29 protein-coding genes, 1 tRNA gene and 1 pseudogene are annotated in these 26,275 nt (G+C 69.1%); 17 read left to right on the top strand and 14 right to left on the bottom strand.

What is annotated here, in order from left to right:
* A partial coding sequence (locus tag Q8S40_RS21150) for a transposase (protein WP_371136870.1) occupies positions 1-287 on the top strand: 287 nt, incomplete at its 5' end.
* 34 nt (positions 288-321) lie between these two features.
* Here Q8S40_RS21150 and Q8S40_RS21145 read toward each other — a convergent pair.
* Positions 322-483 (bottom strand): annotated as a pseudogene (locus tag Q8S40_RS21145) (IS630 family transposase); the annotation flags it as partial.
* A 580-nt stretch (positions 484-1,063) separates the two neighbouring features.
* On the opposite strand from Q8S40_RS21145, the gene Q8S40_RS21140 reads away from it, so the two are divergent.
* Complete coding sequence (locus tag Q8S40_RS21140) at positions 1,064-1,954, top strand: hypothetical protein (protein WP_305671985.1); 891 nt, start codon at positions 1,064-1,066, stop codon at positions 1,952-1,954.
* Positions 1,955-1,967: 13 nt separating this feature from the next.
* Positions 1,968-2,426: a hypothetical protein gene (locus Q8S40_RS21135; RefSeq protein ID WP_305671984.1), complete on the top strand. Its 459-nt coding sequence runs from the start codon at positions 1,968-1,970 to the stop codon at positions 2,424-2,426.
* A 72-nt stretch (positions 2,427-2,498) separates the two neighbouring features.
* Here the strand turns inward: Q8S40_RS21135 and Q8S40_RS21130 are convergent, their stop codons facing one another.
* Entirely contained in the window at positions 2,499-4,160 is a 1,662-nt protein-coding gene (locus tag Q8S40_RS21130) for a M10 family metallopeptidase (RefSeq protein ID WP_305671983.1), read from the bottom strand.
* A gap of 331 nt (positions 4,161-4,491) precedes the next feature.
* Between Q8S40_RS21130 and Q8S40_RS21125 the strand changes: the two genes are divergently transcribed.
* Positions 4,492-4,566, top strand: a tRNA-Gln gene (locus Q8S40_RS21125).
* 35 nt (positions 4,567-4,601) lie between these two features.
* Here the strand turns inward: Q8S40_RS21125 and Q8S40_RS21120 are convergent.
* Entirely contained in the window at positions 4,602-4,850 is a 249-nt protein-coding gene (locus Q8S40_RS21120) for a hypothetical protein (RefSeq protein ID WP_305671982.1), read from the bottom strand.
* Positions 4,851-4,925: 75 nt separating this feature from the next.
* On the opposite strand from Q8S40_RS21120, the gene Q8S40_RS21115 reads away from it, so the two are divergent.
* Positions 4,926-6,554: an NAD(P)/FAD-dependent oxidoreductase gene (locus Q8S40_RS21115; RefSeq protein WP_305671981.1), complete on the top strand. Its 1,629-nt coding sequence runs from the start codon at positions 4,926-4,928 to the stop codon at positions 6,552-6,554.
* A gap of 43 nt (positions 6,555-6,597) precedes the next feature.
* Here Q8S40_RS21115 and Q8S40_RS21110 read toward each other — a convergent pair whose 3' ends face one another.
* The 6 genes from Q8S40_RS21110 to Q8S40_RS21085 are packed head-to-tail and all read right to left on the bottom strand — an operon-like array spanning position 6,598 to position 11,975.
* Entirely contained in the window at positions 6,598-7,302 is a 705-nt protein-coding gene (locus Q8S40_RS21110) for an ABC transporter ATP-binding protein (protein ID WP_305671980.1), read from the bottom strand.
* The gene (locus tag Q8S40_RS21105) at positions 7,302-8,069 is read right to left on the bottom strand and encodes an ABC transporter ATP-binding protein (protein ID WP_304814270.1); all 768 of its coding nucleotides are present in this window, start codon (positions 8,067-8,069) and stop codon (positions 7,302-7,304) included. Before Q8S40_RS21105 ends, Q8S40_RS21110 begins: the two co-directional genes overlap by 1 nt.
* Positions 8,066-8,854, bottom strand: coding sequence for an SDR family NAD(P)-dependent oxidoreductase (locus Q8S40_RS21100; protein ID WP_305671979.1), 789 nt, complete (start codon positions 8,852-8,854; stop codon positions 8,066-8,068). The genes Q8S40_RS21105 and Q8S40_RS21100 overlap by 4 nt, the downstream gene beginning before the upstream one ends.
* Positions 8,851-9,813 carry a branched-chain amino acid ABC transporter permease gene (locus Q8S40_RS21095; protein ID WP_305671978.1) on the bottom strand — a complete coding sequence of 321 codons (963 nt, stop codon included), beginning with the start codon at positions 9,811-9,813 and terminating at the stop codon, positions 8,851-8,853. The genes Q8S40_RS21100 and Q8S40_RS21095 overlap by 4 nt, the downstream gene beginning before the upstream one ends.
* Positions 9,810-10,712: a branched-chain amino acid ABC transporter permease gene (locus tag Q8S40_RS21090; RefSeq protein ID WP_304814273.1), complete on the bottom strand. Its 903-nt coding sequence runs from the start codon at positions 10,710-10,712 to the stop codon at positions 9,810-9,812. Before Q8S40_RS21090 ends, Q8S40_RS21095 begins: the two co-directional genes overlap by 4 nt.
* A gap of 9 nt (positions 10,713-10,721) precedes the next feature.
* Positions 10,722-11,975: an ABC transporter substrate-binding protein gene (locus tag Q8S40_RS21085; RefSeq protein ID WP_305671977.1), complete on the bottom strand. Its 1,254-nt coding sequence runs from the start codon at positions 11,973-11,975 to the stop codon at positions 10,722-10,724.
* A gap of 108 nt (positions 11,976-12,083) precedes the next feature.
* Here Q8S40_RS21085 and Q8S40_RS21080 point away from each other — a divergent pair, with 108 nt between their 5' ends.
* The 3 genes from Q8S40_RS21080 to Q8S40_RS21070 all read left to right on the top strand — a co-directional run bounded on the left by Q8S40_RS21080 (position 12,084) and on the right by Q8S40_RS21070 (position 14,838).
* Positions 12,084-13,022: an alpha/beta hydrolase gene (locus Q8S40_RS21080; RefSeq protein WP_305671976.1), complete on the top strand. Its 939-nt coding sequence runs from the start codon at positions 12,084-12,086 to the stop codon at positions 13,020-13,022.
* A 189-nt stretch (positions 13,023-13,211) separates the two neighbouring features.
* Positions 13,212-13,718 (top strand): DUF302 domain-containing protein, encoded by a 507-nt coding sequence (locus Q8S40_RS21075; RefSeq protein ID WP_305671975.1) that lies wholly within the window; start codon positions 13,212-13,214, stop codon positions 13,716-13,718.
* Between the two features lies 1 nt (position 13,719).
* Positions 13,720-14,838, top strand: a complete 1,119-nt coding sequence (locus tag Q8S40_RS21070) for a YeeE/YedE thiosulfate transporter family protein (protein ID WP_305671974.1) — start codon at positions 13,720-13,722, stop codon at positions 14,836-14,838.
* Here Q8S40_RS21070 and Q8S40_RS21065 read toward each other — a convergent pair.
* Together Q8S40_RS21065 and Q8S40_RS21060 are read right to left on the bottom strand one after the other, a co-directional pair.
* A complete protein-coding gene (locus Q8S40_RS21065; protein ID WP_305671987.1) occupies positions 14,826-15,152 on the bottom strand; it encodes a DUF6525 family protein in 327 nt (108 codons plus the stop codon). The genes Q8S40_RS21070 and Q8S40_RS21065 overlap by 13 nt on opposite strands.
* Before the next feature lie 18 nt (positions 15,153-15,170).
* On the bottom strand, positions 15,171-16,328 hold the full coding sequence (locus Q8S40_RS21060) for a hypothetical protein (RefSeq protein ID WP_305671973.1): 1,158 nt from the start codon (positions 16,326-16,328) through the stop codon (positions 15,171-15,173).
* Positions 16,329-16,502: 174 nt separating this feature from the next.
* On the opposite strand from Q8S40_RS21060, the gene pqqA reads away from it, so the two are divergent.
* Genes pqqA through Q8S40_RS21030 form a run of 6 tightly spaced genes read left to right on the top strand, consistent with a single transcriptional unit; the run spans position 16,503 to position 20,827 of the window.
* The gene (gene pqqA, locus Q8S40_RS21055) at positions 16,503-16,631 is read left to right on the top strand and encodes a pyrroloquinoline quinone precursor peptide PqqA (RefSeq protein ID WP_305671972.1); all 129 of its coding nucleotides are present in this window, start codon (positions 16,503-16,505) and stop codon (positions 16,629-16,631) included.
* A gap of 30 nt (positions 16,632-16,661) precedes the next feature.
* Positions 16,662-17,564 carry a pyrroloquinoline quinone biosynthesis protein PqqB gene (pqqB, locus tag Q8S40_RS21050; protein WP_305671971.1) on the top strand — a complete coding sequence of 301 codons (903 nt, stop codon included), beginning with the start codon at positions 16,662-16,664 and terminating at the stop codon, positions 17,562-17,564.
* Positions 17,561-18,295: a pyrroloquinoline-quinone synthase PqqC gene (pqqC, locus tag Q8S40_RS21045; protein ID WP_305671970.1), complete on the top strand. Its 735-nt coding sequence runs from the start codon at positions 17,561-17,563 to the stop codon at positions 18,293-18,295. The genes pqqB and pqqC overlap by 4 nt, the downstream gene beginning before the upstream one ends.
* A complete protein-coding gene (gene pqqD / locus Q8S40_RS21040; RefSeq protein ID WP_305671969.1) occupies positions 18,292-18,549 on the top strand; it encodes a pyrroloquinoline quinone biosynthesis peptide chaperone PqqD in 258 nt (85 codons plus the stop codon). The genes pqqC and pqqD overlap by 4 nt, the downstream gene beginning before the upstream one ends.
* Positions 18,546-19,613 (top strand): pyrroloquinoline quinone biosynthesis protein PqqE, encoded by a 1,068-nt coding sequence (gene pqqE / locus Q8S40_RS21035; protein WP_305671968.1) that lies wholly within the window; start codon positions 18,546-18,548, stop codon positions 19,611-19,613. The genes pqqD and pqqE overlap by 4 nt, the downstream gene beginning before the upstream one ends.
* Before the next feature lie 44 nt (positions 19,614-19,657).
* On the top strand, positions 19,658-20,827 hold the full coding sequence (locus Q8S40_RS21030; RefSeq protein ID WP_305671967.1) for an MFS transporter: 1,170 nt from the start codon (positions 19,658-19,660) through the stop codon (positions 20,825-20,827).
* 1 nt (position 20,828) lies between these two features.
* Here the strand turns inward: Q8S40_RS21030 and hisC are convergent, their stop codons facing one another.
* Positions 20,829-21,941: a histidinol-phosphate transaminase gene (gene hisC, locus Q8S40_RS21025; protein ID WP_305671966.1), complete on the bottom strand. Its 1,113-nt coding sequence runs from the start codon at positions 21,939-21,941 to the stop codon at positions 20,829-20,831.
* Complete coding sequence (locus Q8S40_RS21020) at positions 21,938-23,203, bottom strand: hypothetical protein (protein ID WP_305671965.1); 1,266 nt, start codon at positions 23,201-23,203, stop codon at positions 21,938-21,940. Before Q8S40_RS21020 ends, hisC begins: the two co-directional genes overlap by 4 nt.
* 269 nt (positions 23,204-23,472) lie before the next feature.
* Between Q8S40_RS21020 and Q8S40_RS21015 the strand changes: the two genes are divergently transcribed.
* The 3 genes from Q8S40_RS21015 (at position 23,473) to Q8S40_RS21005 (ending at position 24,327) form a co-directional block, all read left to right on the top strand.
* Positions 23,473-23,679, top strand: coding sequence for a cold-shock protein (locus Q8S40_RS21015; RefSeq protein WP_304810808.1), 207 nt, complete (start codon positions 23,473-23,475; stop codon positions 23,677-23,679).
* A 199-nt stretch (positions 23,680-23,878) separates the two neighbouring features.
* On the top strand, positions 23,879-24,031 hold the full coding sequence (locus Q8S40_RS21010) for a hypothetical protein (protein WP_304810810.1): 153 nt from the start codon (positions 23,879-23,881) through the stop codon (positions 24,029-24,031).
* 89 nt (positions 24,032-24,120) lie between these two features.
* Positions 24,121-24,327, top strand: a complete 207-nt coding sequence (locus Q8S40_RS21005) for a hypothetical protein (protein WP_304810812.1) — start codon at positions 24,121-24,123, stop codon at positions 24,325-24,327.
* Between the two features lie 58 nt (positions 24,328-24,385).
* Here Q8S40_RS21005 and ilvD read toward each other — a convergent pair whose 3' ends face one another.
* Positions 24,386-26,242: a dihydroxy-acid dehydratase gene (gene ilvD / locus Q8S40_RS21000; RefSeq protein ID WP_305671964.1), complete on the bottom strand. Its 1,857-nt coding sequence runs from the start codon at positions 26,240-26,242 to the stop codon at positions 24,386-24,388.
* Positions 26,243-26,275: the final 33 nt, after the last annotated feature.

The following is a 26,275-nucleotide window of genomic DNA, read 5'->3' as shown; positions in this document are numbered from 1 at the left end:
CTGGATGTGGCGGAGGTCCCGCCATGTCCGCACTGCCCTTCCTGCTGACGCTCACCCAGATGCGTCGCCTGTCGCCCCACTTCCCGCGCTCGCACGGCGTGCCGCGGGTGGATGACCGCCGGGTGATCAGCGGCATCATCTACGTCATCCGCCACCGGCTAGAGTGGAGCGATGCGCCCGTTGCATACGGGCAGCACGAGACGCGCTACAACACGCTTCGCGCGCTGGAGCCTTGGCGTGTTCGACCGCATCTTCGCGGCGCCGGCTTCCGAGGCTGGACCGCCTGATCGGCTGATGATCGACAGAACGCAAATGAAGGCCCACCCCACCGCAGCCAGCCTGCTTAAAAAGGGGCTTTTCCCCGCTATACAGGATGATCCGGGCGCGCTGGACGTGCTTCTGCGGGCGGTTCCGGTCGGAGGCGATGGCAGCCAATCGCGCACGATCACCAGCATCAACAATGACGCATACTTCCTGGGCCATTCGCCCAGCCGGGCATGCCTCAGCAGGGACGTGAATCATCCGTCTGTGTCAGTGCACTGGCAACTTGATCACGATTGCTGGACAACCCGGAGCCGTTCAGGAAAAAGTTAGTGGCTCAGCCGAAGCTCCACACTAAGAACTTTCTTTATTTTAACCGCAGTAAGTTTTATATATGAAAAATGATATATTTCAGCAGACTCGTAACGAAGTAGAAATTTCTTAGGTGTTGCCTCATTCGCGGCGTTCATGGCACTCTCGATAACGTAGCGACATGACCGGTGAGGGAGGAAGATATGAGAAAACTTAATCCGAAGCTACTCGCGGCAGCTGCTGTAATGGTCCTTACTACTGGCGGACCTATTCTCGCGCAGTCGGCAAGTGACCGGGGTAACTCACCTCCTGGTGGTGGCTATGGCCGTGGAGGCCGAGCCGCGCCGGGCCCGCTCCTCGGGGCAGGACTACCCATCCTCCTCGTCGCTGGCGCGGTAGGTGCTTACAAACTCCGTCAGCGGCAGAAGAACACAAGCGGGCAACAGCACAACGAGGCGGAACAGCTCTAGAGAGGGCAGTCGTGGTCGCAGTGGCTGCCGTCTCGAAGTCCCTGGCTTTAAAAAAGGATCTTGAGACCGAGATCGGAGGTCTCGCGGTCGGCGTCTCTCGTGCCGGGCTGTTTGCAGGCCTCTCCGTCCTAGGCTTTGCAAACGGGATTGTCGGTCGTGTGCAAGAAGGAGTCGTGAATGAGGGGATAGCAACGGCACTCTTTGCGACCTTTAACATTAGTGCTGTCGTTTGGGTGGCCTTCGTCGCTTGTCCGCTGATGTTTCTTCGTGAGCAGCGGCAACCGCTCCTCCGCACCGACATGGTTGTCGCGGCATTCGTCATGATGGCATTTATTCTGCCTTTTTGGCCATTGAGCTGGGTCGCCCTCACCGGACTCGCGTTCTACATCCTGCGCGGCTCATTCACGCTTCGCGGCAGACAGCCTTATTCCCCGATGCGTAGCGGGGCTTGGATCCTTCTGGCCACAACCGGTACGATGTTCTGGGGCCGCGTGCTGCTGCACTCAGCAAGTGGTCCTGTCCTGGGCGCCGACGCCGTCCTGGTCGGGTGGCTCGCTGGAACCGAGACGATAGGCAATACCGTGCGCTTCGCGGACGGTGATGGTTATGTCTGGATTGCGCCAGCCTGCTCCTCGCTCGCAAACATCTCGCTCGCCATTTTATGCTGGGTGCTGTTCGCGCAGTTCCGCGGCGTCGAATGGTCTTTCCAGAATATTGGCTGGTGCCTACTTGCCTGCCTCTCCGTCGTGGTCATCAACGTCACCCGCATTAGCCTAATGGTCTTGCACCAGGAGCATTTTGATCTCATCCACGGCACGATTGGCGCCACCGTAGCAAGTTGGCTGAGCATTGCGGTGGTGCTCGGAATCTGCATGTGGGGGACTCGCCGTGCACGCCTCAGCCCCACTTAAGTTCATTTTCGTGGTGCTGCTCGCCCTGAGCGTCGGCGGCAAGGTGATTGCCGGCAACCAGTCACTCCGGGGCGTGGAGCAGGCGATGCAGAATACTGAGAAAGGGCAGGTTATCGCCTTTCTTTACCGCCAAGGCTTCCAGATGGACGCGACCGGCATCGAAATGGAGGATGTGTTCTTACCGGTCGTTGCCGGCGACTGTCACCTCGTGGCGGTACTCGCCGCACCTCAAGGCTGGCATCGTGACATCACACACCGGGTCGCCTTGCCAGAGGATCAGATCTTCTTCGTTGTCGGTGCCAAGGTGTACCAGGACCAGCCCGCATGGGGCCCTTGGATATACCACTACTGGCGCGTGCTAAATCTCTATGTCGGTCGTAAACTGCTGGCTCGACCGGTCCTGGGGATTGTCGCCACTCCGGAGTGCGACCTGCGGGACATGCCGTGGCAGGAAATTGCCGAATTGTCTTGATGCCCGGCCTGCCGATGCTGGGGAAGGTCTTGCACCAGGCCGCATCGTTGCACCACGGCTCGACGGGCTAGCTCAGGTGATGATGTCGGCGGCGGTGAACTGCATCCGGGTCAGCCCGGCCAGCAACACCCCGTCGCCACCGCCGAGGTCGATGCGCAGCCCTTCGGCCTCCGGCACCGCCAGCGCCAGGATGGCGGTGGCGCTGCGGCCGAAGCCGAGCAGGGCCAGCTGGTCCGTGCCGCTGGTGAACTGCTCGATCCGGTCCATGCCATCGCCCGGGCGCAGCACTAAGATATCGGCCCCGGCGCCACCCACCAGCGTGTCGTTGCCGCCACGACCCTCCAGGATGTTGCCGCCGCCACGGCCCTCCAGCCGGTTGGCCGCCGCATTGCCGACGATCAGGTTGCCCAGCATGTTGCCGATTCCGGTCACGGCGCCGGCGCCGAGCACCAGCGCCTCCACCGCATCGGGCAGGGTGACGGTGGCGGTAGCGCCATGGATGGTGTCCGTGCCCTCGCCCGCGCGTTCCACAACCACGTCACCCGGATGGTCCACATGGTACAGGTCATGCCCGGTGCCGCCGATCATGGTATCGGCCCCCGCCCCGCCATCCAGTATGTCGTCGCCGCCGAGCCCCAGCAGCAGATCCGCCCCGGCGCCGCCCTGCAGATGGTTGGTCGCGCTGTTGCCGGAGAGCGTGTCATTCCCCGCCCCGCCAATCGCATTCTCGATCAGGGAAGCTGGATTGTCGTTGAACAGCAGGGCGTTGAAGACATTGCCGCGCGCCAGCACCTCCTGCCCCACCCTTGTATCCAGCCGGGCAAGCTGGTTGGTGGCGGTGACGGATGAGCCACCTGGGGTGAGGTCGACCGAGACGCCATTGGCGTAGTTCGAGAGATCATAGGTATCGATGCCACCACCATCCCAGATGGTCAGGAAGACGCGGTTGGCGCCGGGCGCGCCCTGGCCGACGCCGTTGATCAGCGTCTCCCCGGTCAGGGGGTTCCAGCTATAGCGGGTATTGCCGGCATGGGCGCCGTAATCGGCACCGTACAGATGCTGCAGCGCCGCGATATCCAGCATCATCCAGCTCTGCGCGTAGTCATCCGCGCCATTGGTGTAGCCGCTGGTGGTGGTCGATCCGGTATGGGACCGGTAGGACATCACGGTGAATTCCAGCGAATCCCACTCCCGCGGCATGGCGCCGAAGCCGTTCGAGGTCTCATGCGGGTGCTTCAGCCCCAGCGCATGGCCGAGTTCGTGCACCGCCACCATGAAGCCGTAGCTGCCCAGCGTCGGCGTCAGGAAGGCGGCGCGGGTGCCGAACCAGACATCGCCGCCTTCCCGCCCATTCGGGTAATAGGCCCAGGCGGTGGAGGGGACGGAGGACCGGGCGATGCGGATATCCGCGGTCCAGTCCTCCGCCGCCTCATACATCGCCAGGTTGGTGAAGCCGGTGACGGAGACACCGGGGCTGCCCGGCCCGCCCGCAGCCTCACCCACCAGGATCTTGCGGATCGCGTGCTGCATCATGCCGCTGACCTGGGCGAAGCCGCGGGTCGGCTCGCTGGTGCCGTACCAGGCCTCGTAATCGCTGCCGCTGTCGGGGAAGGAGAAGGTCAGCGGGTCGCGCATGTCCCAGGCATAGCCGCTCAGCAGCCCGTCCACCCCGGCATGGCCGGATTTGGTGAACTGGAAGCGCGCCGAGGCTTCCTGCGGTTGGTCGGCCCACAAGGGTGCGGTCGCGGCCCCGAAGACGGGCGCCGCATCAGCAGACCGGCAGAGCCAGCACATGGTCAGGAAATCCGGAACGTTCGGCGCCTGGGCCCGCGGCATCGCCCGGGGCCGCTTTTGCGGCCGAGGGGTTGCCCGGTGCCCGCCCTCCGCCTGTTGCGGGGCTGGTACAGGGGCCCGCGCCGGCAGACCCCGTGGCGGCATGGTGCCAGGGGCCGGTGAACCCGCGGTGAATCCCGTGATCGTTGTCGCGGTGATTGTTGCGGGAGGGGGCGGTTGCGGCCGGGCGCCGGCTGCGCTACCCGATGCGCCGCGGCGCGGCACGCAGCATTGGGGCGTAGCCAAGCGGTAAGGCAGCGGTTTTTGGTACCGCCATTCCCAGGTTCGAATCCTGGCGCCCCAACCAGCCGGCCCGCAAGCGGCCGTTTCAAAAGGGTTTTGTCAGTCGGATTCGCTCCGAAGGGACGAGGCCCAGATGGGACACATCAGCGGGACACACGCCAGCCGCTCCGGTCCCGCCGCCGCGGCCCAGCTATCAACGTCGTCCTTCGCGACGGGCGTGGTACTGGCGACGGCGCCGAAGAAGACGGGGATGCCGACACGGCCCAGGATCTCCGGCCGCGCGAAGCCACCGGTGAAGGCATTGCCGACGCGGATCAGCAGCATGGCGGCGAGCGAGGGCGCGCCCATCACCGCAGCCGGCCGGCTTGCGGCAGGTCCCGCTGGGGCGCAGAATTTCTCGCCGCATGAAGGGGCCCGCCAGACATGCCCGACCACCACGCCGCCAGCCTTCCGCCGCCGAGCGCGCTCGACGCGGTCATCATCGGCGCCGGCTTCTCTGGCCTGTACCAGTTGCACGCTCTGCGCGACCGGCTTGGGCTTGTGGTGCAGGTGCTGGAGGCCGGCGATGGCGTGGGCGGCACCTGGTACTGGAACCGCTATCCCGGTGCCCGCTGCGATTCGGAGAGCCATTCCTATTGCTACACGTTTTCCGACGAATTGATGGCGGAATGGGAGTGGTCGGAGCGCTACCCCGAGCAGCCGGAGATAATGCGCTACCTCAACCACGTCGCCGACCGTTTCGACCTGCGGCGCAGCATCCGGCTCGGCACCCGCGTGGTCTCGGCGCGTTACGATGTCGAAGCCAATCTATGGCGGCTGCGGACCGAGGCGGGGGAGGAGATTGCGGCGCGCTACCTGATTACCGCGGTTGGTTGCCTGTCCACCGCCAATGTCCCCCGCATCGAGGGCCTCGGCGAGTTCGGCGGGCGTTGGGTCCACACCGGTGAGTGGCCGCATGAGGGAGTGGAATTTACCGGCAAGCGCGTCGGTCTCGTCGGCACGGGCTCCACCGGCATCCAGGCCGCGCCGGTCATCGCGCAGACGGCGGGGCACCTGACGGTGTTCCAGCGCACTGCCAACTATAGCGTGCCAGCGCAGAATGCGCCGCTGACGCCGGAATTCCGGCAGTACCTCCGCGATAACCTCGACGAGATCAAGCGCACGATGCGCGAGACGACGAACGGGCATCCCTTCCGCATCTCGGAGCGTTCGGCGTTGGCCACCACGCCGGAGGAACGGTTAGCTCTGTACGAGGCGGCCTGGGCGAAGGGCGGGTTGCAGTTCCGCGCCACCTTCAAGGACCTGCTCAGCAACCTGGAGGCGAACGAGACGGCCGCCTCCTTCATCAAGGCGAAAATCCATCAGATCGTCCGCGATCCCGCCACCGCCGCGCTGCTGGCCGACATCGACCACCCCTATGCGGCGAAGCGCCCGCCGATCGACAGCGACTATTTCGAGACCTTCAATCGCGACAACGTAAAGCTGGTGGATGTGCGCCGCGCGCCGATCCAGCGCATCACCCGCACCGGAATCGAGACCAGCGAGGCGTACTACCCGCTCGACATCATCGTTTTCGCGACCGGCTTCGACGCCATGACCGGGCCTCTGCTGCGCATCGACATCAGGGGCCGCGACGGGCTTTCGCTGCGGGATGCCTGGTCGGAGGGGCCGCGCAGCCATCTCGGTCTTGGCGTGCCGGGCTTTCCGAACCTGTTCACCATCACCGGCCCCGGCAGCCCCTCCGTCCTGTGCAACATGCCCGTTGCCATTGAGCAGCATGTCGACTGGATCACCGACTGTATCGCGCGCCTGCGCGCCGATGGCCTTTCCCGCATCGAGGCGAAGCCGGAGGCAGCGGAGGATTGGGTGGCGCAGGTGAATGCGGCGGCGGAGGCGACGCTGCTGCCACAGGCCGCGTCGTCCTGGTATCTCGGCGCCAACGTCCCGGGCAAGCCCCGCGTCTTCATGCCTTATGCCGGCGGCATGGCGCATTACCGCCGCATTTGCGAGGAGGTGGCGGCGCGGGGATACGAGGGGTTCGCGCTGAGCTGAGGAACCCTCTCCCCTGCTTGGGGGAGAGGGCTTGCATGGAAGATCAGACCTGGAGGTAGCGCGCCTGCAGATCCGGCTGCGCGCGGAACTCGTCAGCGGTTCCCGACCAGACGATACTGCCTTTGTCGATTACCGCCACCTGCGTCGCAACGCCCAGGCAGAAGCGGCTGTTCTGTTCGGCCAGCACGATGGTGGTGCCCAGCTCGCGCAGGCTGCGGATCAGCCTTCCGATCTCCTGCACGATCAGCGGCGCCAGACCTTCCGAGGGTTCGTCGAGCAGCAGCACGGCCGGGTTGCCCATCAGGCAGCGCGCGATGGTCAGCATCTGCTGCTCGCCGCCCGAGAGGCGGCCGGCATAGCGGCGGCGCAGCGGCGCGAGCATGGGGAACATCTCGAAGGCCCGCGCGCGGTTCCAGTCGCGGCCGCCGGCGCCCTCGCGTTCCGCGATCTCCAGGTTTTCCTCCACCGTGTGTTCAGGAAACACTTGGCGGTCCTCCGGCACGAAGCCGATGCCGGCGCGGGCGATGCGGTAGGGCTTGCGGCCGGCCACATCCTGCCCGCGGACGACCACGCGGCCGGCGCGCGGCGGCAGCAGGCCGGCGATGGCCTTGAAGGTGGTGCTCTTGCCGGCGCCGTTGCGGCCCATCAGGGCCAGCGTTTCGCCACGCTCCACCGCGAAGCCCACGCCGAAAAGTACTTGGCTGTGGCCATAGGCGGCGTCCAGAGCTTCTACTTCGAGTTCGCTCATCACGCCGGGTCCAGCGCATGGTCGGCGCCGAGATAGGCCTCGACGACGGCGGGGTTGCGCCGCACCTCGTCCGGCGTGCCCTGGGCCAGCACGGCGCCGTAGCGCAGCACACGGACCGACTGCGCGATGCGGAAGACGATGTCCATGTCGTGCTCGATGAACACCAGCGTCAGGCCGCGCGCCTCCCACAGGCGATGCACGCGGTCGATCATTCGCCAGCGTTCATCCGGGCCCATGCCGGCGGTGGGTTCGTCCAGCAGCAGCACCTTGGGATCGAGCGCCAGGGCCAGCGCGATGTCGAGCAGCTTCTGGTCGCCATGCGACAGGTTGGCGGAAACGGTCCGCGCCAGAGGGGTCAGCCCGCACAGCTCCATCACCTCCCCGGCGCGCGCCGCGATGTCGGCGGGTGGGAAGGCGCCGAGCAGCCGCGCGGTGCGGCCCTCATGCGCCATCAGCGCCGCGGCCAGTGCCTGCTCCACCGTGAAGCTCGGGAACAGGTTCGCCACCTGGAAGGCGCGGCCGATGCCGCGGCGCACGATGTCGCGGCGGTCCAGCCCGGTGATGTCCGTGCCATCCAGCAGCACCTGGCCGGCGGTGGGCAATAGCTTGCCGGTGATCAGGTGGAACAGCGTGGTCTTGCCGGCGCCGTTCGGGCCGATGATGGCGGACAGCGTGCCCGGCTCGAAGACCAGGGAGACGTCGTCGGTCGCCACCACGCCGCCGAAGGCCTTGCTCAGGCCCCGCAGCTCCAGCCTTCCGCCGCTCACGGCGCGTTGCCGCGGGCAGGAGGCAGCCCACCATAGGCGCCCCAGGATGGGGCGACGAGCCAGCCGGCATCCACCGGCAGGTTCACCCCGGTGATGGAGCGGGCGGCGTCGGAGGCGAGGAAGGCCACGGCCTCCGCGATGTCCTCCGGCGTCACCATCCGGCCGAGCGCGCTGGAGTTTTCCAGCAGCGACGGGTCGCGCTCCCCGGCGGCGATGGCGGCGCCGAGCGCGGGGGTGAGCGTGTAGCCCGGCGAAACGGCGTTCACCCGCACGCCGGAGCGGCCCCATTCGGCGGCGAGGCAGCGCGTCATCTCGATGACCGCGGCCTTGGCTGGCGAATAGGCGTGCAGCGGCATGGACCGCATGCCGGCGATGGAGGCAATGGTGACGACGGCGCCATGGCCGCGCCGGGCCATGCGCGTGCCGAAGGCGACAGCGGAGTTCCAGGTGCCGATCTGGTCGACGTGGACCACCTGCTCGACCTCCGCCTCCGTCATCGCCTCCGCCCGCACCGGGCGCTGGATGATGCCGGCAGAGGTCACCAGCAAATCCACCGGGCCGAGATCGGCCTCGACCTGCGCCGCCGCCGCCTCGTTCGCGTCGCGGGAGGCGACGTCGAGCGTCAGCGCCATGCCGAGGAGTTCCGCCGCCAGCGCCTGCGCCCGCGCCGTGTCGAGATCCGCGACCACCACGCGCGCGCCACGCGCGGCCAGCAGCCGGCAGCAGGCGGCGCCGATGCCGCTGGCGCCGCCGGTGACCACTGCGATGCGGCCGGAGAAACTCATGGGCTCGCACCCCGGCGGGCGCGCCAGTGATCCACCACGAAATCGAGTAACCCCTTGCGCAGGCCAAGCACGATAACCAGCAGGATGATGCCGAGGAACAGGCCGTGATGCTCCGTCACGGCGGTGATGCGGTCGTTCAGGATCAGGAAGATCGCGACGCCGACCAGCGGGCCGAGGAACACGGTGACGCCGCCGAGCATGATCATGAAGATCGCCTCGCCCGAGGTGGTCCAGAATGCGAAGGTGGGGAAGGCGCCCGAAACATACAGGCTCATCAGCACCCCGCCGAGGCCCGCGAAGGTGCCGGCGATGACGAAGGCTGCCAGGCGATAGCGATAGACGGACAGACCGACGAAGGCGGCCCTATCCGGGTTGTCCCGCAGCATCCGCAGCGCGGCCCCGAAGGGCGAGCGCACCACCTGCCGCAGCGCTACGGTGGAGACCAGCAGGCAGGCCATGCCGAATCCCGCCAGGTGCAGCGGCCGCGACAGGTCGATGCCCAGGAAGGGTGGCTTTGGGATGCCGCCCATCAGCCCCTGGTCGCCGCCGGTCAGCGAGATCCAGGACAGGATCACGGAATGCAGCAGCATCTGGAAGGCGAGTGTCAGGAAGGCGAAGTAGATTTCCGACAGCCGCACGCAGAGCGCGCCCACCACCAGGGCCAGAAGCGCCGTGCAGCCCAGCGCCAGCAGGATGGCCAGGGGGATGGACAGGCCGGCGCGCTGCATCAGTAGCCCGAAGGCGTAGGCGCCCATGGCGAAATACGCGGCGTGGCCGAAGGAGACGAGGCCGGTGGTGCCGATCAGCAGATTCAGCGACAGCGCCAGCAGGCCGAAGGTGGCAAAGCGGATGGCGAAGTCCAGCAGCCCGGCGGAGCCGAAGCCGCCCAGCGTCACCGCCAGGAAGCCAGCCAGCACCAGCGTGGCAATCCCGGCATCGCGCAGCACGCCATCCCTCATGAGGGACGCTTCCCGCCGAGGCCGCTCGGGCGCAGCAGCAGCACCAGCGCCATCATGGCGAACATCGCGCCCTCGACGAACAGCGGGAAGCCGATGGAGCCGAAGGACCGCGTGAAGCCCAGGATCAGCGCCGCCGCGAGCGCGCCGCCGATCGAGCCCATGCCGCCGATGACGGTGACGATGAAGCTCTCGATCAGGATGGAGACGCCCGCGCCGGCGACGACGGAGCGGATCGGCGCGGACAGGGCCCCCGCCGCACCGGCCAGCCCGGCGCCGATGGCGAAGACGGCGGCGTAGATCACGGTGGTGTTGATGCCGAGCGCACCGACCATGCCGGGGTTGATGGCCGCCGCGCGCACGATGCGCCCGAAGCGCGTGCGCCCCATGCCCCAGGCAAGCAAGACCGCGATGGCGGCGGTAATGGCGAAGAGGATGGCGTAGAAGTACGGCACGATGCCGCCGCCGATGATGAAGGGTGGCCGGCGGAATTCCTCCGGCACGCCCATGCTGCGGAAATCCGCGCCCCAGATGATCTTCACCAGGTCATCGAGGATCAGGATGACCGCATAGCAGACCAGCAACTGCATCAGTACGTCGCGGCCATAGATGCGGCTGAGCAGGAAGCGCTCGAAGAACAGCCCGAACAGGGCCGTGCCCAGCGTGCCCGCCACCACCGCCAGAGCGAAGCTCTGCGTCGCGCCATGCACAGTCAGCGCCAGGTAGGCGCCGATCATGTAGAGCGAGCCATGCGCGAAGTTCACCAGCCCAAGCACACCGAAGATCAGCGTCAGGCCGGAGGCGACCAGGAACAGCAGCATCCCGATGGTCAGCCCCGCCGCGCTCTGCGTTACGATGCAGGAGACGGAGGAGAGGCATTCGCCGAGTTCGGCCAGTTCCATCCGGGTTGCTCAGGTCCAGCCCTTGCTGCGTTTCCACTCCGCCTCCAGCCGGTAGATCACGGCCCAGTCGGCGGGCGTCATGCGCTGGATGTAGGGGTCCTGCGCGATGGTGACCCCCCAGCCGATGGCATAGTCCACCAGAGTCTGGTCTTCCGCGCGCATCGTCAGCTTGCCGCCGACGCCAAAGGGACTGTCGATGGTCATGCCCTTCAGCTTGCCGGCGACCGCGCGCGGATCGGTGCCGCCAGCCTGGCGCAGCGCCGTGCCCAGCAGGCGCACCGATGTCGCGGCCTGCCAGGACCAGTTGGTTGGGAAGGTGTTGAAGCGGCGGTTGTATTCCGCGGCGAATTCCTGATTCTCCGGCACGTCCGGGAAGTTGCGCAGGTAGCGGTTGCCGGAGTGCACGCCCGCCGGCAGGTTACGCACCTGCTGCAGCGTCGTGTAGTCTGCCATGTTGACCGCGAAGAACTGCGACTGCTGGAACAGCCCAAAGATCGAGGCCTGTTCGACGAAGGTCACCAAATCGCCGGCCCAGAGGCAGGAATACACCGCCTGCGGCCGGCCCTGCGACAGCCGCGTGATGTTCTCGGTGTAGTCGGCCTGGAACAGCCGCGGCCAGGTCTCGCCGGTGATCTGGATCTCGGAGTGGAAGTTCTTCACGTATTCCACGAATTCCGCCGTGGTGTCGCGGCCATAGGCGTAGTCGGGCGAGACCGTCATCCAGCGCCGCAGGTTGCGCGCCTTGGCGATCTCCGCGGCATAGGCGCCGCCGGCAATGGAATCATGGATGCCCTGGCGCGCCACGCGGAAGGCGTTCCAGAAGCGCTGGCGCGGATCGGCGGTCAGCGACGAGGTCTCGGAGTTGACGTGCAGCGTCACCGTTCCCGTCTCGCGCACCACTTCATGAATGGCGAAGCCGCCGGAGGATGGCTCGGCATCCAGCAGGAATTCGCAGCCCTCGCCGCTGATCATCTCCCGCGCCAGACGGGCTGCTTCCGCCGGCACGCCACGGCTGTCGCGCACCACCAGCTCGATCGGCCGCCCGTCGAGCCCGCCGGAGGCGTTGAAGCGGTCGACCTCGATCTGCATGGCGTTGCGCGAGGACAGGCCGAGCTGCGCGACGCGGCCGGACAGGATGGTAGGCACGCCGACCTTGATGGGCTGGCGCGGCTGCGTGAAGCCGATGTTGGGGAATCCCGCGAGGGCGGCGGTGCCGCCGAGCAGCGCACGGCGCCCGACCGTGGTCGCATTGGTTTTGGACATCGGCGCTCCCCTTTCCCGGGCAGCCTTGATGGCTTCTTGCCCTTGGAAGAAAGGTGCGGCACCACCCATGCGGTGTCAATCAAGTCGTGCCCCGAGGGATGACCCGTCATGGCCGCGCCGCTGCATCCGGATTGCCTGACCCTGCTCGAGATGATCCGTGCCTCCGGGCGTCAGCCGCTGGAAGCGATGGAGACCGGGCCGGCGCGCGCGCAATACGCCGCCGGTCGGCTTGTGCTGCAGCCGCCCCCGCCGGATGTGGCGGAGACGCGCGACCTGCGCCTGCCCTCCGGCATCGCCATGCGGCTTTACCGGCCGCAGGGCTCGCGTGCGGAGGAGGTTCTACCCTGCCTGGTCTTCGCGCATGGCGGGGGCTGGGTGTTCGGCGACTTGGCGACGCATGACCATCTCGCCCGCAGCCTGTGCAACGCCTCCGGCTGCGCCGTGCTGGCCGTGGACTACCGGCTGGCGCCGGAGCATCCGTTTCCAGCGGCCATTGACGACTATGCGGAGGCGATCGCCCATGCCGCGGCGCATGCATCGGGCTTAGGCATCGATCCGACGCGGCTGGCGGTGGGGGGCGATAGCGCCGGCGGCAACCTGGCGGCCGTGGCGGCGCTGATGGCTCGGGATGGCAGGCTGCCGGCGCTGCGCCTTCAGCTGCTGCTGTATCCTGTCACGGACATGGCGCAGGGCCATGACAGTCATGCCCGCTTCACCTCCGGCCTACCGCTGACGGCCGCGGGCATGCGCTGGTTTCGTGACCGCTACGCGCCGGAGCCCGCAAGCTGGGCGGATTGGCGCGCCTCGCCGCTGCGCGCCGCCGAGCTGTCCGGCACTGCGCCAGCTTTCGTGCTGACGGTCGGCCACGACCCGCTGTGCGACGAGGGCTGCGACTATGCGCGACGCCTGGAGCGAGAGGGCGTGCCCGTCAGCCACCTCCACGTCGCGGGCCTGCTGCACGGCGCGCTGACCATGTGCGCCGTCATCCGGCCGGCGCTCGATCTCATCGCCATGGCCGGCCTCGCCCTCCGCCGCGGCCTGGCCTGACAGGAGCAGACCGGTCGTCGCGGCCGACTGGCTAGGGAAACACAGTGTCTACGGAGTTCGGCTTGGGGATCCTGGCGCCCCAACCAGCGCAACATGCCACGACGGCCCCGCCACGCGGCACAGCCAAATACCACCGTAACCGCAAGGCTGGCCCCGGCGAAGCTCCGTGCACAACACGGAGGCAATCCCATGACCGCAGCAGCCCACCCCGCCGGCCTCCGCCGCCGTCTTGCCCTGGCGGCACTGGCCACGCCGCTTGCGCTTCCGGCCCTGGCCCAACCCGCCGGCGCCGGCGACAACGGCCTGGTCACCCTGCCGAGCGCCCACGCGCTGCGCCCCACGCTGGACCGCTTCGGTGCGGCGGTCCGTGCCGCCGGCTGGAAGGTCTTCGCCGAGATCGACCATGCCGCCGCGGCGCGCGACGCCGGCCTGCCGTTGCGCGGCCGCACCGTGGTGCTGTTCGGCAACCCCGCCGCCGGCACGCCCGGCATGGCCGCCAACCCGACGCTCGCGCTCGACCTGCCGATGCGCGTGCTGGTGTGGGAGGACGACCAGGGCGGCGTGCACATCACCCGCAGCACCGGCGCGGACCTCGCCAGCCGCGTCTTCGCCCGTCACGGCGCCACCATCCCGCCGGAAGGACAGCGCGGGACGGAGGCGCTGCTCGACCGCCTGGCCCGCCAGGCCGCGCAATAGCATGTCACTGGCCGGCATCGCCCCGCCGGCCACCACGCGCCCGCATCTGCTGGCCTTTCTGGGTGGGCTGGCGGCCTGCCTGCTGGTGCTGCTGGCGATCCTGCCGCTTGCGGATGGCGCGCTGCCCGGCGTGTTCGCGGCCGCCCTGGTCCTCGGCATCGCCTTCGTACTGATGGATTTCGGCTTCGCCGGCAGCTTCCGCGCCCTGCTGGAGCGCGGCGACGGGCGCATGGCGGGTGCGAGCTTCGCCGCGCCCGCCGTGGCCGCCCTGGTGATCCTGCCGATGGCAGGGCTGGCAGAGGGCTACGGCCGCTTCGTCGCGCCGGTCGGGCTTTCCCTTGTGCTCGGCGCGGCGCTGTTCGGCATCGGGATGCAGATCGCCAGTGGCTGCGGTTCCGGCGTGCTGGTTGCCGCGGGTCAGGGCTCGCGGCGCATGGCGGTGGCGCTGCCGTTCTTCTGCGTGGGCGGTGTCGTCGGCAGCCTGCTGCTGCCCGCGGCGCTGCGGCTGCCGAGCCTCGGCGCGTTGGACCTGGTGCCCTGGTTCGGTCCCTGGGGCGGTCTGCTGGTGACCGAGGCGCTGCTCGCCCTGGCCGCGGCGGCCGTGCTGCGGGGCGCCTGGCCGGGCTGGTCCGCGCTGCGACGGGCGGCCATTATCGGCGCCCTGGCGGCGCTGCTGTTCCTCGCCTCGGGCATGCCCTGGGGCATCACCACCGAATTGACGCTTTGGGCCGCGCAGCCGGCACAGTGGCTCGGCGCTGACCTGATGGCGCATGAATTCTGGCAGGTGCCCTGGGCGCAGGCGGCACTGGCTGGGCCGCTGCTTGCCTCGCCTTCCTCGCTGGCCAATCTTGGACTGATGCTGGGCGCCTTCCTGGCCGCGGCGGCCAGGGGGCAGCTGCGCCATGGCGTCGCGCTGGGCTGGCGGGGTGCTGCCGGCGCGGCGCTGGGTGGGCTGCTGATGGGAATCGGGGCGCGGCTGTCCTTCGGCTGCAATATCGGCGCCTTCCTCGGCGGCGCCTCCTCCGCCAGCCTGCATGGGCTGGCGTGGTTCCTGGCGGTGCTGCCGGGCTGCTGGCTCGGCATCCGGCTGCGCCCGGCCTTCGGGCTTCAGCGCGTGTAGCGCTGTACCGTCGCCCGCGCGGCCCGATGCGGCGCATCCCGGCCCGTGCGCTGCCGATGCGCTTCCGCAAAAGCGGAAAATTCCTGCGCCTCGCACTGGTCGAACCAGCGCAGCAGGCGCCGTTCCGCGCGCGCGCTGCTGCCGGTCTGGCGGCGGAAGGCGCGGAACAGGATCAGCGCATTCACCGCCCAGGCATCATAGGCGTGTTCGTGGATGCGGCGGCGGATGGCGGGCGGCAGCGCCTCGAAAGCCGCCCAGTCATCGCCCGGCCAGCGCCGCCAGATCCGCGGCCGCTCCGTCACGTCATTGAGCATGGCGCTCAATGGGGGCGCTCAATGGCGTTCGCCGGTCAGCGAGACCAGGCGGATGTCGAAGGGCGCGCCGCCCGTCTCGATCACCCGCGTCTGGGCCAGGGTTTCCGCGTCATGCGGCACCACGCGCCCGGCGGCCGGGTCGCTCACCGCCACCAGCCCGCCGGCGGCGGCAAGCCGGGGCCGTGCCACCGCCGCGCCACCTTCCAGGCTGTAGCGCCCGGTGGCCTGGACCTGCCCGCGCGGCGTGCCATCCAGGGTGGAGAAGCCATGCAGCACGCCGTCTTCCGTGATGGCGAAGCCGGTCTCGGCGCGCGCCGGGTCCAGGGTGAAATGCAGGCGGCGCGCCGGCAGCGCCACCACCCGCATCTCCCCCGCCTCCGGGTCCACCACCACCATCGCCTGCGGCCCGAAATCGCCGAGCAGCAGGCGCCAATCCTCGCCGCCCGCCAGGTTCCGCACCATCCGGTTCCCCGCATCGGCCGGATTGGCGATCTTGCGGAAGGCGCCGCCCGAGGCATCCAGCAGCAGCACGCCATCGGCGCAGCCGAAGGCGATCAGCGGCCCGGTGCGGCCTTCACCATGCAGGCGCGGGCAATCCTCCCGCGCCAGCTCGGCGCCTTGCGCATCGCGCAGGCTGACGGCGGAGGGCCGCTCCCCGGCCGCCAGCGCCTCACTGATCGCCACGCGCGGCCCGGCGGCGGCGGCGAAGGGGTAGGCGACGCCGTGATGCGGATGGGCGGCGGCCAGCCGGGTGGGGGATTGCTCGCGACCTGCGGCGATCAGGCTGGCCGAACCGTCGCCGTCGAAGAACACCGCGAGCCGGCCATCGGAGCCGACGACATGCGAAGGCCGCGGCCCGCGCAGTTCCAGTGGCAGATGGGATGGCGCGGACACATGCAGGTCGCCATGGTCGCCATGCCCTTCCAGCCGCAACCCGGTCTCGAGCAGCGTCACGCGGCCAATCCGGGCCTCGCGCAGCGCCACCTGGCCGTGATGCAACCCATGATGCAGCCGCGCGGGTTCGGAAAGGTCGAGCCGCAGCAGCGGCGCCCCGGAGCCGTCGGCCACCAGCACCTGCGGGGCGGCATGGTCGGCAATGACCAGCCGCGTGGCGGTCACCGTCTCGGCGGCGGCCGGAAGGGCGGCAAGGAGCAAAAGGGAGAGGGTGCGGATCATGCGGATTCCTGGCGGCCGGGCGCTGTTATGTTATAAGATAACATACTGCCACTACACCGGGCGCTTCAAGACCCGGAAGCCGTTGCCGGGCTTCTCGCGCGAAGTTCAGCCCCCACGCGCCCTGTCCCCCCGCCCGGCCGCAGCCTCGCCTTGAAGTCACATGGCCGGAGCGTCATGTCCTCAGGGCCGGTATCTCGCCGGCCGCAGCCGGAGGATAGAGTGATGGCCTGGAAGACCCCGAAGATCGTCGAAATCTCCCTCGCGATGGAAATCAACAGCTACGCTTCCGCCGAGATCGACTGATCCGGCTGCCCGGGGTCGGCTTCCCAAGGCATGCTCCGGGTCATCCTACTGGGCGCCGGTGCCGGCGGAGGGTTTCCGCAATGGAACTCCGCCGGTCCTGGCTGCCTGCGTGCGCGCGCCGGCGACCCGGCCGCGCTGCCGCGCAGCCAGGCCAGCATCGCCGCCTCCGCCGATGGCGAGCACTGGCTGCTCGTGAATGCGAGCCCCGACCTTCGCCAGCAGATCGCCGCGACACCGGCCCTGCATCCGCGCAGGCATCCGCTGCGGAACTCGCCCATTGGCGCGGTGCTGCTGACGGGGGCGGAGGTGGATGCCGTGGCCGGCCTGCTGCATCTGCGTGAACGCCAGGCCTTCGAATTGCTGGCCGCGGCGCCGACGCTGGAGGTGCTGGCCGCCAACCCGATCTTCGGCGCGCTCAACCCCGAATTCGTGCAACGCCGCGGCATCACGCTGGAGCAGGCCTTCAGCGTGCTGGGGATCAACGTCACCGCCTATGCGGTGCCGGGCAAGGTGCCGCTTTTCGCCGAATGCGAAGGCGATCCCGGTGTCGCGGAGGGTGGCGAGGCGGTGGGGATCGCGCTGTCAGCCGGTGGCGGCACGCTGCACTATATCCCCGGCTGCGCCATGATGACGGATGCGCTGCGGGCCCGGCTGCGCGGTGCGGATTGCGTGCTGTTCGACGGCACGCTGTTCACCGATGACGAGATGATCCGCCAGGGCGCCGGGCCAAAGACCGCACGGCGCATGGGCCATATGCCGATGATGGGGCCAGGCTCCACGCTCGACGCCTTCGCGGATCTCGCGGTGGCCCGCCGCATCTTCGTGCACATCAACAACACGAATCCCGCCCTGCTGTCCGACAGCCCCGAACGCGCCCGCCTCCTCGCGGCGGGCTGGGAAGTGGGCGAGGATGGGATGGAGATCCGCCTGTGAGCCTGCTTTCGCCTGAAGCCCTGGAAGATGCCCTGCGCGCCATCGGGGCGGAGCGCTACCACGTGCTGCACCCGTTCCATCACCTGCTGCATGGCGGCAAGCTGGATCGCGGGCAGATCCAGGCCTGGGCGTTGAACCGCTACTACTACCAGGCCAGCATCCCGGCCAAGGATGCCTCCCTGCTGGCACGCCTGCCGACACCCGATCTCCGCCGTGAATGGCGCCGGCGCCTGGTGGACCATGATGGCGATGGCACGCATCCCGGCGGCGTGGAGCGCTGGCTGGCGCTGACTGATGGTCTCGGACTGGACCGCGCCTATGTCGTTTCCCTCCAGGGGCTGTTGCCGGCGACGCGTTTCGCGGTGGATGCCTATGTGCGCTTCGTCCGCGAGAAGTCGCTGCTGGAGGCCATTGCATCCTCCCTGACCGAGATGTTCTCGCCCGACATCATCTCCCAGCGCGTTTCCGGCATGTTGCGGAACTACGATTTCGTCACGGCGGAGACGCTCGCCTATTTCACGCCGCGGTTGACCCAGGCGCCGCAGGATGTCGCTTTCGCGATGGATTATGTGAAGCGGCACGCGGATACAGCGGAAAAGCAGGATCAGGTGCTGGCCGCGCTGTGCTTCAAATGCGACCTGCTGTGGGCGCAACTCGATGCGCTGCACTTCGCCTATGTCGCGCCCGGCCTGCCGCCGCCGGGCGCCTTCCGCCCATCGGGCCGCCCATGATCCCCCGCTTTCCGCGCGGCGTGCGGCTGCACCACGACCAGGCGCGCGAGCGCTGGGTGGTGATGGCGCCGGAGCGCATGTTCGTGCCGGATGAGACGGCACTGGAAGTGCTGCGCCTGGTCGATGGCGCGCGCGACCTCGAGGACATCATCGATGCACTGGCCGCGAAATTCGATGCGCCGCGCGAGGTCATCGCCACCGATGTGCGCGCCATGGTCGATGACCTGGTGGCGCGCGGCGCGATCACGCCGTGAATGCGCCCCTCGCCCTGCTGGCGGAGCTGACGCATCGTTGCCCGCTGCGCTGCCCCTATTGCTCCAACCCGGTCGAGCTGACGCGCGCGAGCGGTGAGCTGACGACGCAGGAATGGGCCCGTGTGTTCCGCGAGGCCGCCGCCCTCGGCTGCCTGCAGGTGCATCTCTCGGGCGGCGAGCCCACGGTGCGGCGCGACATCGTGGAGATCACGCAGGCGGCGCATCACGCCGGCCTCTACACCAACCTGATCACCGCCGGCGTGCTGCTGGATGCGGCGCTGATGGCGCGCCTGGTCGATGCCGGGCTGGATCACGTGCAGCTTTCCGTGCAGGACGCGGACCCTGCGGGGGCGGAGCGCATCGGCGGCATGAAGGGCGCACCGGCCCGCAAGGAAATGGCTGCGCGGCTGGTGACGGAAGCCGGGTTGCCGCTGACGCTGAACGCCGTGGTGCACCGGCAGAACCTGCACAACCTGCCGCTGCTGATCGAGACGGCGTTGCACTGGGGCGCCGGGCGGCTGGAAGTGGCGCATGTGCAGTATTACGGCTGGGCGCTGATGAACCGCGACGCGCTGCTGCCGACGCGCGAACAGCTCGATGCCGCGACCCGCATCGTGGATGCGGCGCGGGAAGCGCATCAGGACCGGCTGCTGATCGATTATGTGGTGCCGGACTACCACGCGGCGCGGCCGAAATCCTGCATGGGCGGCTGGGGCAACCGCTTCCTCGGCGTCTCCCCCGCCGGGCGCGTGCTGCCCTGCCATGCGGCGGAATCCATCACCGGCCTCGACTTCCCCAATGTGCGCGACACATCCCTGCGCGCGGCGTGGGAGGATAGCGACGCCTTCAACCGCTTCCGCGGCACGGCCTGGATGCCGGAGCCCTGCCGTGGCTGCGACCGGAAGGAAAAGGACTGGGGCGGCTGCCGCTGCCAGGCTTTTGCCCTGACGGGCGATGCCGCCGCGACCGACCCGGCCTGCGCGCTGTCCCCCCAGCACGGCCTGCTGGCGGCCGCGGTGGCGCAGGCTGTCTCGCCCGATTTCCGGTATCGCGGCTTCGACTGAAGCGGCCGGTCCCATTGCGCGGCCGTTCATGATACGGCGTCGCAATGGGAAACGAACGGAGCCTGGCGGGCGGCGCGGTGCCGCCGCTTTGGAGCGCGGGCTTCGCCGGCATGCTGGTGCTGACCCTGCTGGGCTTCGCCAACCTGGCCGCCTTCTACGGCCTGGAGCCCTGGCTGCGCGGCCGTGGCCTCGGCCCGGCCCAGGCGGGGCTGGCGATCGCCGGTTTCACGCTGGTGGCGCTGCTGCTGATTCCGCCGCTTTCCGCCCGCATCACCCCGGCCACCGCCGGGCGCTGCATCGTGGCCGGCTTCGGCGTCACCCTGCTGGCGCTGCCGCTGTACCCGTTGGCCGAGGGCTTTCCGCAATTGCTGGCGCTGCGGTGCCTGCATGGGCTGGGCTTCGTGCTGACGCTGGTGGGCATCGTCGCGGGTTTCGTCGCCATGGTGCCCGCGGCGCAGGCGGGGCGCGCCTATGCGCTGTTCGGCGTGGCGGATCTGCTGCCCTTCGCGCTGTTGCCGCCGCTGATGGAAGCCACGCTGCCGGCCTTCGGCGGCGATGCGGGACGGCAATATGCGGCACTCGCGCTGTTGCAGGCGCCCGCGTTGCTGCTGGCGCTGTGGATCGCGCGCCGCCCGCTGGCCCACGCCCCGCCACCGGCCGCGGCGGCGGGCGGGCGCGCCAGCCGGCCGGTGCTGCTGCTGCTGGCGGTGAACAGCCTGGCCTTCCTGGCCCATGCCCTGCTGTTCAACCTGTTGAAGCCGCGCGCGCTGGAGTGGGAGGGCGGCGCGCTGATCGGCCTGTTCTTCGGCGTCCAGACCGCCACCATCATGGCGCTGCGCCTGCTGGCCGGCAGTGCCTTCGATCGGCTGGACCAGCGGCGCCTGGCGGCCATCGGGCTTGGCGCGGTGGGGCTGGCGCTCGGGCTACTGGCATTGCCCCTGCCCGCCTGGGCACTGATGCTGGTGGCGTTGCTGACCGGCCTCGGCTTCGGCGCGGCGCTGCCGCTGCTGAATGCGCTGATGCACCGACATTCCCCGCCCGAGCGGCGCGGCGCCAACCTCAACCTGATGATGCTGACCTTGCAACTGGGCTACCTGCTCGGCCCGCTGCTGGGTGGGCTGGTGGTGGGCGTTGCGGGCTATGCCGGCGCCTTCCTGCTGGCGGCCCTGTGCCTGGCGCCAGCCGCGCCAGCGCTGCTGCGCCTGCCGAAATAGGTTACCGCTCCGCCAGCACCGCCTCCAGCGCCTGGCCGAAGGCGGCCATGGCAGGGGCGCTGCCGAAGGACACGCGCAGCCAGCCGGGATAGCGAAAACTGGTCATCGCGCGCGCCATCACGCCGCGTGCCATCAGCCGCCGATGCACCACCGTATCCGGCATGGGCAGCCGCAGCATGGCGAAATTGCCGATGCCGCCCAGCATGGTCAGCCCCAGCCTTTCGGCCAGCGCCCCGAGCCCGGCGCGCGCCGCCCGCACCTGTGCGCGGCTGGCCGCGATATGCGCCTCGTCCCACACCGCCTCGCGTGCCGCCTCCAGCGCCAGCCGGTTCACGCTGTAGCTGATGGTGGTCTTCCGCACCGTGGCCGCCACCGCCGGCGCCGCCGCCATCCAGCCGATCCGCAGCCCGGCCAGCCCCCACATCTTGGAGAAGGTGCGGAACACGATGAGGTTCGGATGCCGCGCCATCAGCGCGAAACTGTCGGGGAAGTCCGGCGCCTCGGCGAATTCGGCATAGGCCTCGTCCACCACCACAATGGCGCGGCCCGCCACCGCGTCCAGGAAGCGCGCCAGCTTCGCGTGGTCCCACCAGCTTCCGGTCGGGTTGTTCGGGTTGCACAGGAACACCACGCGGCTGCGCGCATCGATCGCACGCAGCAGCGCCGCATCGTCGAAGCCGTGGTCGCGCAGCGGCACGAGCCGCGGTTCGATGCCGGAGAAACTGGCCAGCCATTCATAGACGGCGAAGGTGCGGTCGGCGGTGACGATGTTGTCCCCGGCCTCGCAGAATGCCTTGATGACGAAAGCGATCACCTCATTCGCGCCATTGCCGAGGATCACCTGCTCCGCATCCAGCCCGAAGCGACCGGCGATGGCGCGGCGCAGGTGCCAGCCATCGCCCTGCGGATACAGCGCCGCCTCCCGCTCGTCCCAGCGCGCCAGCACGGCGCGGGAGGCCGCGGGCGGGCCCAGCGGATTCTCGTTGTTGTTCAGCCGGTGCAGATGCGCCACGCCGAAGCGCCGCCGCAGCACATCATCGGGGGGCGAGGGCACATAGGCCTCGAAGGCCTGGACATGCGCCGGGACCAGCCGCTCCAGCGCGAAGCCGCTCATCCCGGGGTGGCCAGCAGCAGCAAGTCCCCGGCCGCATCCGGAATCAGCGCCGCAGGCGCCAGCCCGGCCTGCACCAGACCCTCGGCGAAGGCGGCGTGGCTGGGCTGGCCGAGATCCAGCACCGCGCGGAACTGGCCGAATCCCTGGGCGCGGAACAGCGCCACATTGCCCAGCGCCACCGCCGCCGCATCTGCCGCCGCCAGCAGCGGCCGCAGCGTGACGCGGCTGGCGGCGCGGTCCGTCTCCGCCGCCATGGCGGCGCCGGTGGCGCGGGCGGGTGGCGGCGGCGCCTCGATATCCCGGCCGAGGCCGAGGCGGCGCACCGTTCCCGCCACCCAGCCGCGCAGCATATCCGGCACCCAGGCGATGCCGCCCGGGTCTTCCTCCAGCGCGCGGAACAGCACGGGGTGGCGGCCGCCGGCGGCATCCGGCAGGTGGCCCACCACCTCGAAGGCCTCCGCCGGCATGTCCGGTGCCGCCTCCAGCACCACCAGCCCCTGGATGCTGCCGCGCGCCAGCCGGGCCAGTGCGGCGTGCAGCAGGGCGGTGGCGAGTGCGGCGCGGCCCGCGCCACCCGGCAGCAACAGGGCGGGGCCGGACAGCGCCATCAGGCGGCGGCCGAAGGATTGCCAGAACAGCCCGCCCAGCGGCCGGCGCCGCGCATCCAGCGCCACCAGCGCCGCAAGCTCCCCGGCCGCGCGCTGGTCCAGCACGCGCGCGGGGGTGCGGAAGGCGGTGCCGCCGGCGCCGCTGGCCTCCGCCCATTCCACCAGCAGCGCCAGCGTCGCATCATCCGGCTCCACCGGCACGCCCTGCACTGGGCCGAGGCCCGGGGGTGGCGGCTGCGCCCGTCGCGGCGGATAGCTGCGCGCGACATCGAAATCCAACCGCAGCCCGCCCGCCCCGGCCGGATGCGTGGTGAGCTGGTCTGCCAGCCGGGCCGCCAGGTACAGCCCGACCTCCGCCAGATCCTCCACATCCCGACGCCGCGCCTGGTCCAGCCCGGCGAGGTCCAGATCCGCGGTGGTGAAGCCAAGTTCCAGCCGCATGGCGTGGCGCCGGTCGCGCAGCGCCAGGCTGACCGGGCCGGAGCCGGGCGGGCTGGCCGCCAGCACCTCCTCCGCAATCAGCGCCAGGCGGTCGCCGCGATGCGGCTCCGCGCCGAGGATCGCGGCGGCCCCGCGCACGAATTCCGCCCCCACCGCCGCGAAGCGCGGCCCGGGCGGCAGATTGAGGCACGGTGCGGCGTCATCCCCGGTCATGCAACCTGGCGCTCCCCCTTGGCCGCGCCTCGCGACCGGGCGGACCTTACCACCTACCGAATGTTTCGAAAGCATGAAGGGCGGCCGCAAGTCCCGATTTAGGTTGCAGCTTGCTCATGCAGGGCGCATATGGGTTGGGTCAGCCTTGCGCGGTTCGGCCTGCTCTCCCTGCTCGATCGAGCGCCGAGCCTAGTGTCCGTTTCGCCCCCAAGTCTGATCCGCCCTGCAATGTCGTGGGTCGGTCTTTTGTTACGAAGCGGATACCTTCCATGCCGATCGGCACCGTCAAGTGGTTCAACGCAACCAAGGGCTATGGCTTCATCCAGCCGGAAGACGGCTCCAAGGACGTGTTCCTGCACATCTCCGATGTGCAGCGTTCCGGCCTGCAGGAGCCGCGCGAGGGCGACAAGCTGGAGTATGAGCTGCAGCATGGCCAGCAGGGCAAGACCTCTGCCGGCAACCTGAAGCAGGCCTGAACCGAACGGGGTGGCCCAGGGCCGCCCCGACGGATTACCGGATGGATGAACGGGGGCTTCGGCGCCCGTTCTTCCGTCATCCCACCGCCGCCACAACCTGTGCGGCATACCGCCCTGTCGCGTCCCTGGCGCGCCCGGCAATAGACCAAAGCATCCGCAGCACGGTGGCACCGCCGCCGGGGACTGCCCAAAGGACCACGTGCACACCTACGACGAACGCTACCCGACCCAGTTCTACGCGAACGGGTCCATCCTTCCGGCCCAGCCGAAACTCCAGGCCGGCAGCGAGCCCGCCATTTCCAGCCTCACGCGCGACGAAATCCGCCGCATCGTGATGGACCTGATCGGCTGAACCAAGGACTTCACGGCGCGCGGGCGGCCTGGTCGTCCTGCCCCTCCGGCGCAATGCCAGGGGCTGCCCCGACCCGTGAGGATCGCCACATGCCTCCGCATCACCGCTACACCGTGGGCCAGCGCATCGAATTCATGCCGGGCCGCTATGACGGCTCCGCGCCGTCGGGCGCCTATACCATCGTGCGGCAATTGCCGAATGATGCGCAGGACCGCGAATACCGCGTGAAGAACAGCCGCGACGGGCATGAGCGCATCATCCGCGAAAGCCAGATGCGCCAGGGCGTGCTCGGCTGACACCCGCTTTCCGGCGACGGCACCGCCGCCGCCGGACCCGCTTCCCTTGCGGCTTCTCCTATCGCCGCTTCAGCGACGCCAGATCCCGCACCGCGCCCCGCGCGGCACTCGTCGCCATCGCCGCATAGGCCTGCAGCGCCGTCGAGACCTGGCGCTTTCGCGGGCTGGCAGGCTGCCATGCGGCATCACCCTTGGCTTCCATCGCGGCCCGGCGGCGCGCCATCTCCGCCTCCTCCACCTTCAGTTCGATGCGGCGGTTCGGGATGTCGATCTCGATGATGTCGCCATCCTCGACCAGCCCGATCGGCCCGCCCTCCGCGGCTTCCGGTGACAGATGGCCGATGGACAGGCCGGAGGATCCGCCGGAGAAGCGGCCATCCGTCACCAGGGCGCAGACCTTCCCGAGGCCCTTCGATTTCAGGTAGCTGGTCGGGTACAGCATTTCCTGCATGCCAGGGCCCCCGCGCGGCCCCTCATACCGCACCACCACCACATCGCCCGCCACGACCTTGCCGCCGAGGATTTCGTCCACAGCGGCGTCCTGACTCTCGAACACCTTGGCCGGGCCGGTGAAGGTCAGGATCGAGGCATCGACGCCGGCGGTCTTCACGATGCAGCCATCCACCGCGATATTGCCCGCCAGCACGGCGAGGCCACCATCGGCGGAGAACGCCGAATCCTTCGACCGGATCACGCCCGTGGCGCGATCCGTGTCCAGGCTGTCCCAGCGCTCCGCCTGGCTGAACGCCACCTGCGTCGGCACGCCACCCGGCGCGGCCTTGAAGAAATCCAGCACACCGGCATCAGCGGTCTGCGTCACATCCCATTGCTGCAACGCCTCGGCCAGCGTCGGTGCATCCACGCGGCTGACGGAGGTATCGATCAGCCCGGCACGATCGAGCTCGCCCAGAATGCCGAAGATGCCGCCGGCGCGGTGCACGTCTTCCACATGCACATTGGCGACGGAGGGGGCGACCTTGCACAGCACCGGCACGCGGCGGGACAGGCGGTCGATGTCCGTCATGGTGAAGTCCACGCCACCCTCATGCGCCGCGGCCAGCAGATGCAGCACCGTGTTGGTGGAACCGCCCATGGCGATGTCCAGCGTCATCGCATTCTCGAAGGCGGTACGCGTCGCGATGTTGCGCGGCAGGACGGAGAAATCATCGGTCTCGTAGTGCCGGCGCGTGATCTCGACGATGCGGCGCCCGGCTTCCAGGAACAGCCGCTTGCGGTCGGCGTGGGTGGCGACGACGGTGCCGTTGCCGGGCAGCGCCAGGCCCAGCGCTTCCGTCAGGCAGTTCATCGAATTGGCGGTGAACATGCCGGAACAGGACCCGCAGGTCGGGCAGGCGGAACGCTCGATGACGGCGACTTCCTCATCCGTCACGGTGGGGTCGGCGGCGGCGATCATGGCATCGATCAGGTCGACGCTGCGCTTCTGGCCGCGATGCACCACCTTGCCGGCCTCCATCGGCCCACCGGAGACGAAGATGGTCGGCACGTTCAGGCGCATCGACGCCATCAGCATGCCGGGCGTGATCTTGTCGCAGTTCGAGATGCAGACCATCGCATCGGCGCAATGCGCGTTGACCATGTACTCCACGCTGTCGGCGATCAGGTCGCGCGACGGCAGGCTGTAGAGCATGCCGTCATGCCCCATCGCGATGCCGTCATCCACCGCGATGGTGTTGAATTCCTTGGCGACGCCACCCGCCGCCTCAATCTCCCGCGCCACCATCTGGCCGAGGTCCTTGAGATGGACGTGGCCGGGGACGAACTGGGTGAAGCTGTTGACCACGGCGATGATCGGCTTGCCGAAATCGCCATCCTTCATGCCGGTGGCGCGCCACAGCCCCCTCGCGCCGGCCATGTTGCGGCCATGGGTGGTGGTGCGGCTGCGATACTGCGGCATGGCTTCAACGTCCTGGCTTGCGTTCCTCGGCCC

This window comes from Falsiroseomonas sp. (genome assembly GCF_030695085.1).
Taxonomy (GTDB): Bacteria; Pseudomonadota; Alphaproteobacteria; order Acetobacterales; family Acetobacteraceae; genus Falsiroseomonas.
Note: the sequence above shows the minus strand (reverse complement) of the source record. Positions and strands in the feature narration are given on the sequence as shown.

Bases quoted from the DNA above. Each gene is read 5' to 3' on its own strand.
- Q8S40_RS21120 (WP_305671982.1), bottom strand. From the start codon at position 4,850: ATGGGCGCGCCCTCGCTCGCCGCCATGCTGCTGATCCGCGTCGGCAAT.
- Q8S40_RS21115 (WP_305671981.1), top strand. From the start codon at position 4,926: ATGCCCGACCACCACGCCGCCAGCCTTCCGCCGCCGAGCGCGCTCGAC.
- Q8S40_RS21110 (WP_305671980.1), bottom strand. From the start codon at position 7,302: ATGAGCGAACTCGAAGTAGAAGCTCTGGACGCCGCCTATGGCCACAGC.
- Q8S40_RS21100 (WP_305671979.1), bottom strand. From the start codon at position 8,854: ATGAGTTTCTCCGGCCGCATCGCAGTGGTCACCGGCGGCGCCAGCGGC.
- Q8S40_RS21095 (WP_305671978.1), bottom strand. From the start codon at position 9,813: ATGAGGGATGGCGTGCTGCGCGATGCCGGGATTGCCACGCTGGTGCTG.
- Q8S40_RS21090 (WP_304814273.1), bottom strand. From the start codon at position 10,712: ATGGAACTGGCCGAACTCGGCGAATGCCTCTCCTCCGTCTCCTGCATC.
- Q8S40_RS21085 (WP_305671977.1), bottom strand. From the start codon at position 11,975: ATGTCCAAAACCAATGCGACCACGGTCGGGCGCCGTGCGCTGCTCGGC.
- Q8S40_RS21080 (WP_305671976.1), top strand. From the start codon at position 12,084: ATGGCCGCGCCGCTGCATCCGGATTGCCTGACCCTGCTCGAGATGATC.
- Q8S40_RS21075 (WP_305671975.1), top strand. From the start codon at position 13,212: ATGACCGCAGCAGCCCACCCCGCCGGCCTCCGCCGCCGTCTTGCCCTG.
- Q8S40_RS21070 (WP_305671974.1), top strand. From the start codon at position 13,720: ATGTCACTGGCCGGCATCGCCCCGCCGGCCACCACGCGCCCGCATCTG.
- Q8S40_RS21065 (WP_305671987.1), bottom strand. From the start codon at position 15,152: ATGCTCAATGACGTGACGGAGCGGCCGCGGATCTGGCGGCGCTGGCCG.
- Q8S40_RS21060 (WP_305671973.1), bottom strand. From the start codon at position 16,328: ATGATCCGCACCCTCTCCCTTTTGCTCCTTGCCGCCCTTCCGGCCGCC.
- pqqA (WP_305671972.1), top strand. From the start codon at position 16,503: ATGTCCTCAGGGCCGGTATCTCGCCGGCCGCAGCCGGAGGATAGAGTG.
- pqqB (WP_305671971.1), top strand. From the start codon at position 16,662: ATGCTCCGGGTCATCCTACTGGGCGCCGGTGCCGGCGGAGGGTTTCCG.
- pqqD (WP_305671969.1), top strand. From the start codon at position 18,292: ATGATCCCCCGCTTTCCGCGCGGCGTGCGGCTGCACCACGACCAGGCG.
- Q8S40_RS21030 (WP_305671967.1), top strand. From the start codon at position 19,658: ATGGGAAACGAACGGAGCCTGGCGGGCGGCGCGGTGCCGCCGCTTTGG.
- hisC (WP_305671966.1), bottom strand. From the start codon at position 21,941: ATGAGCGGCTTCGCGCTGGAGCGGCTGGTCCCGGCGCATGTCCAGGCC.
- Q8S40_RS21020 (WP_305671965.1), bottom strand. From the start codon at position 23,203: ATGACCGGGGATGACGCCGCACCGTGCCTCAATCTGCCGCCCGGGCCG.
- Q8S40_RS21015 (WP_304810808.1), top strand. From the start codon at position 23,473: ATGCCGATCGGCACCGTCAAGTGGTTCAACGCAACCAAGGGCTATGGC.
- Q8S40_RS21005 (WP_304810812.1), top strand. From the start codon at position 24,121: ATGCCTCCGCATCACCGCTACACCGTGGGCCAGCGCATCGAATTCATG.
- ilvD (WP_305671964.1), bottom strand. From the start codon at position 26,242: ATGCCGCAGTATCGCAGCCGCACCACCACCCATGGCCGCAACATGGCC.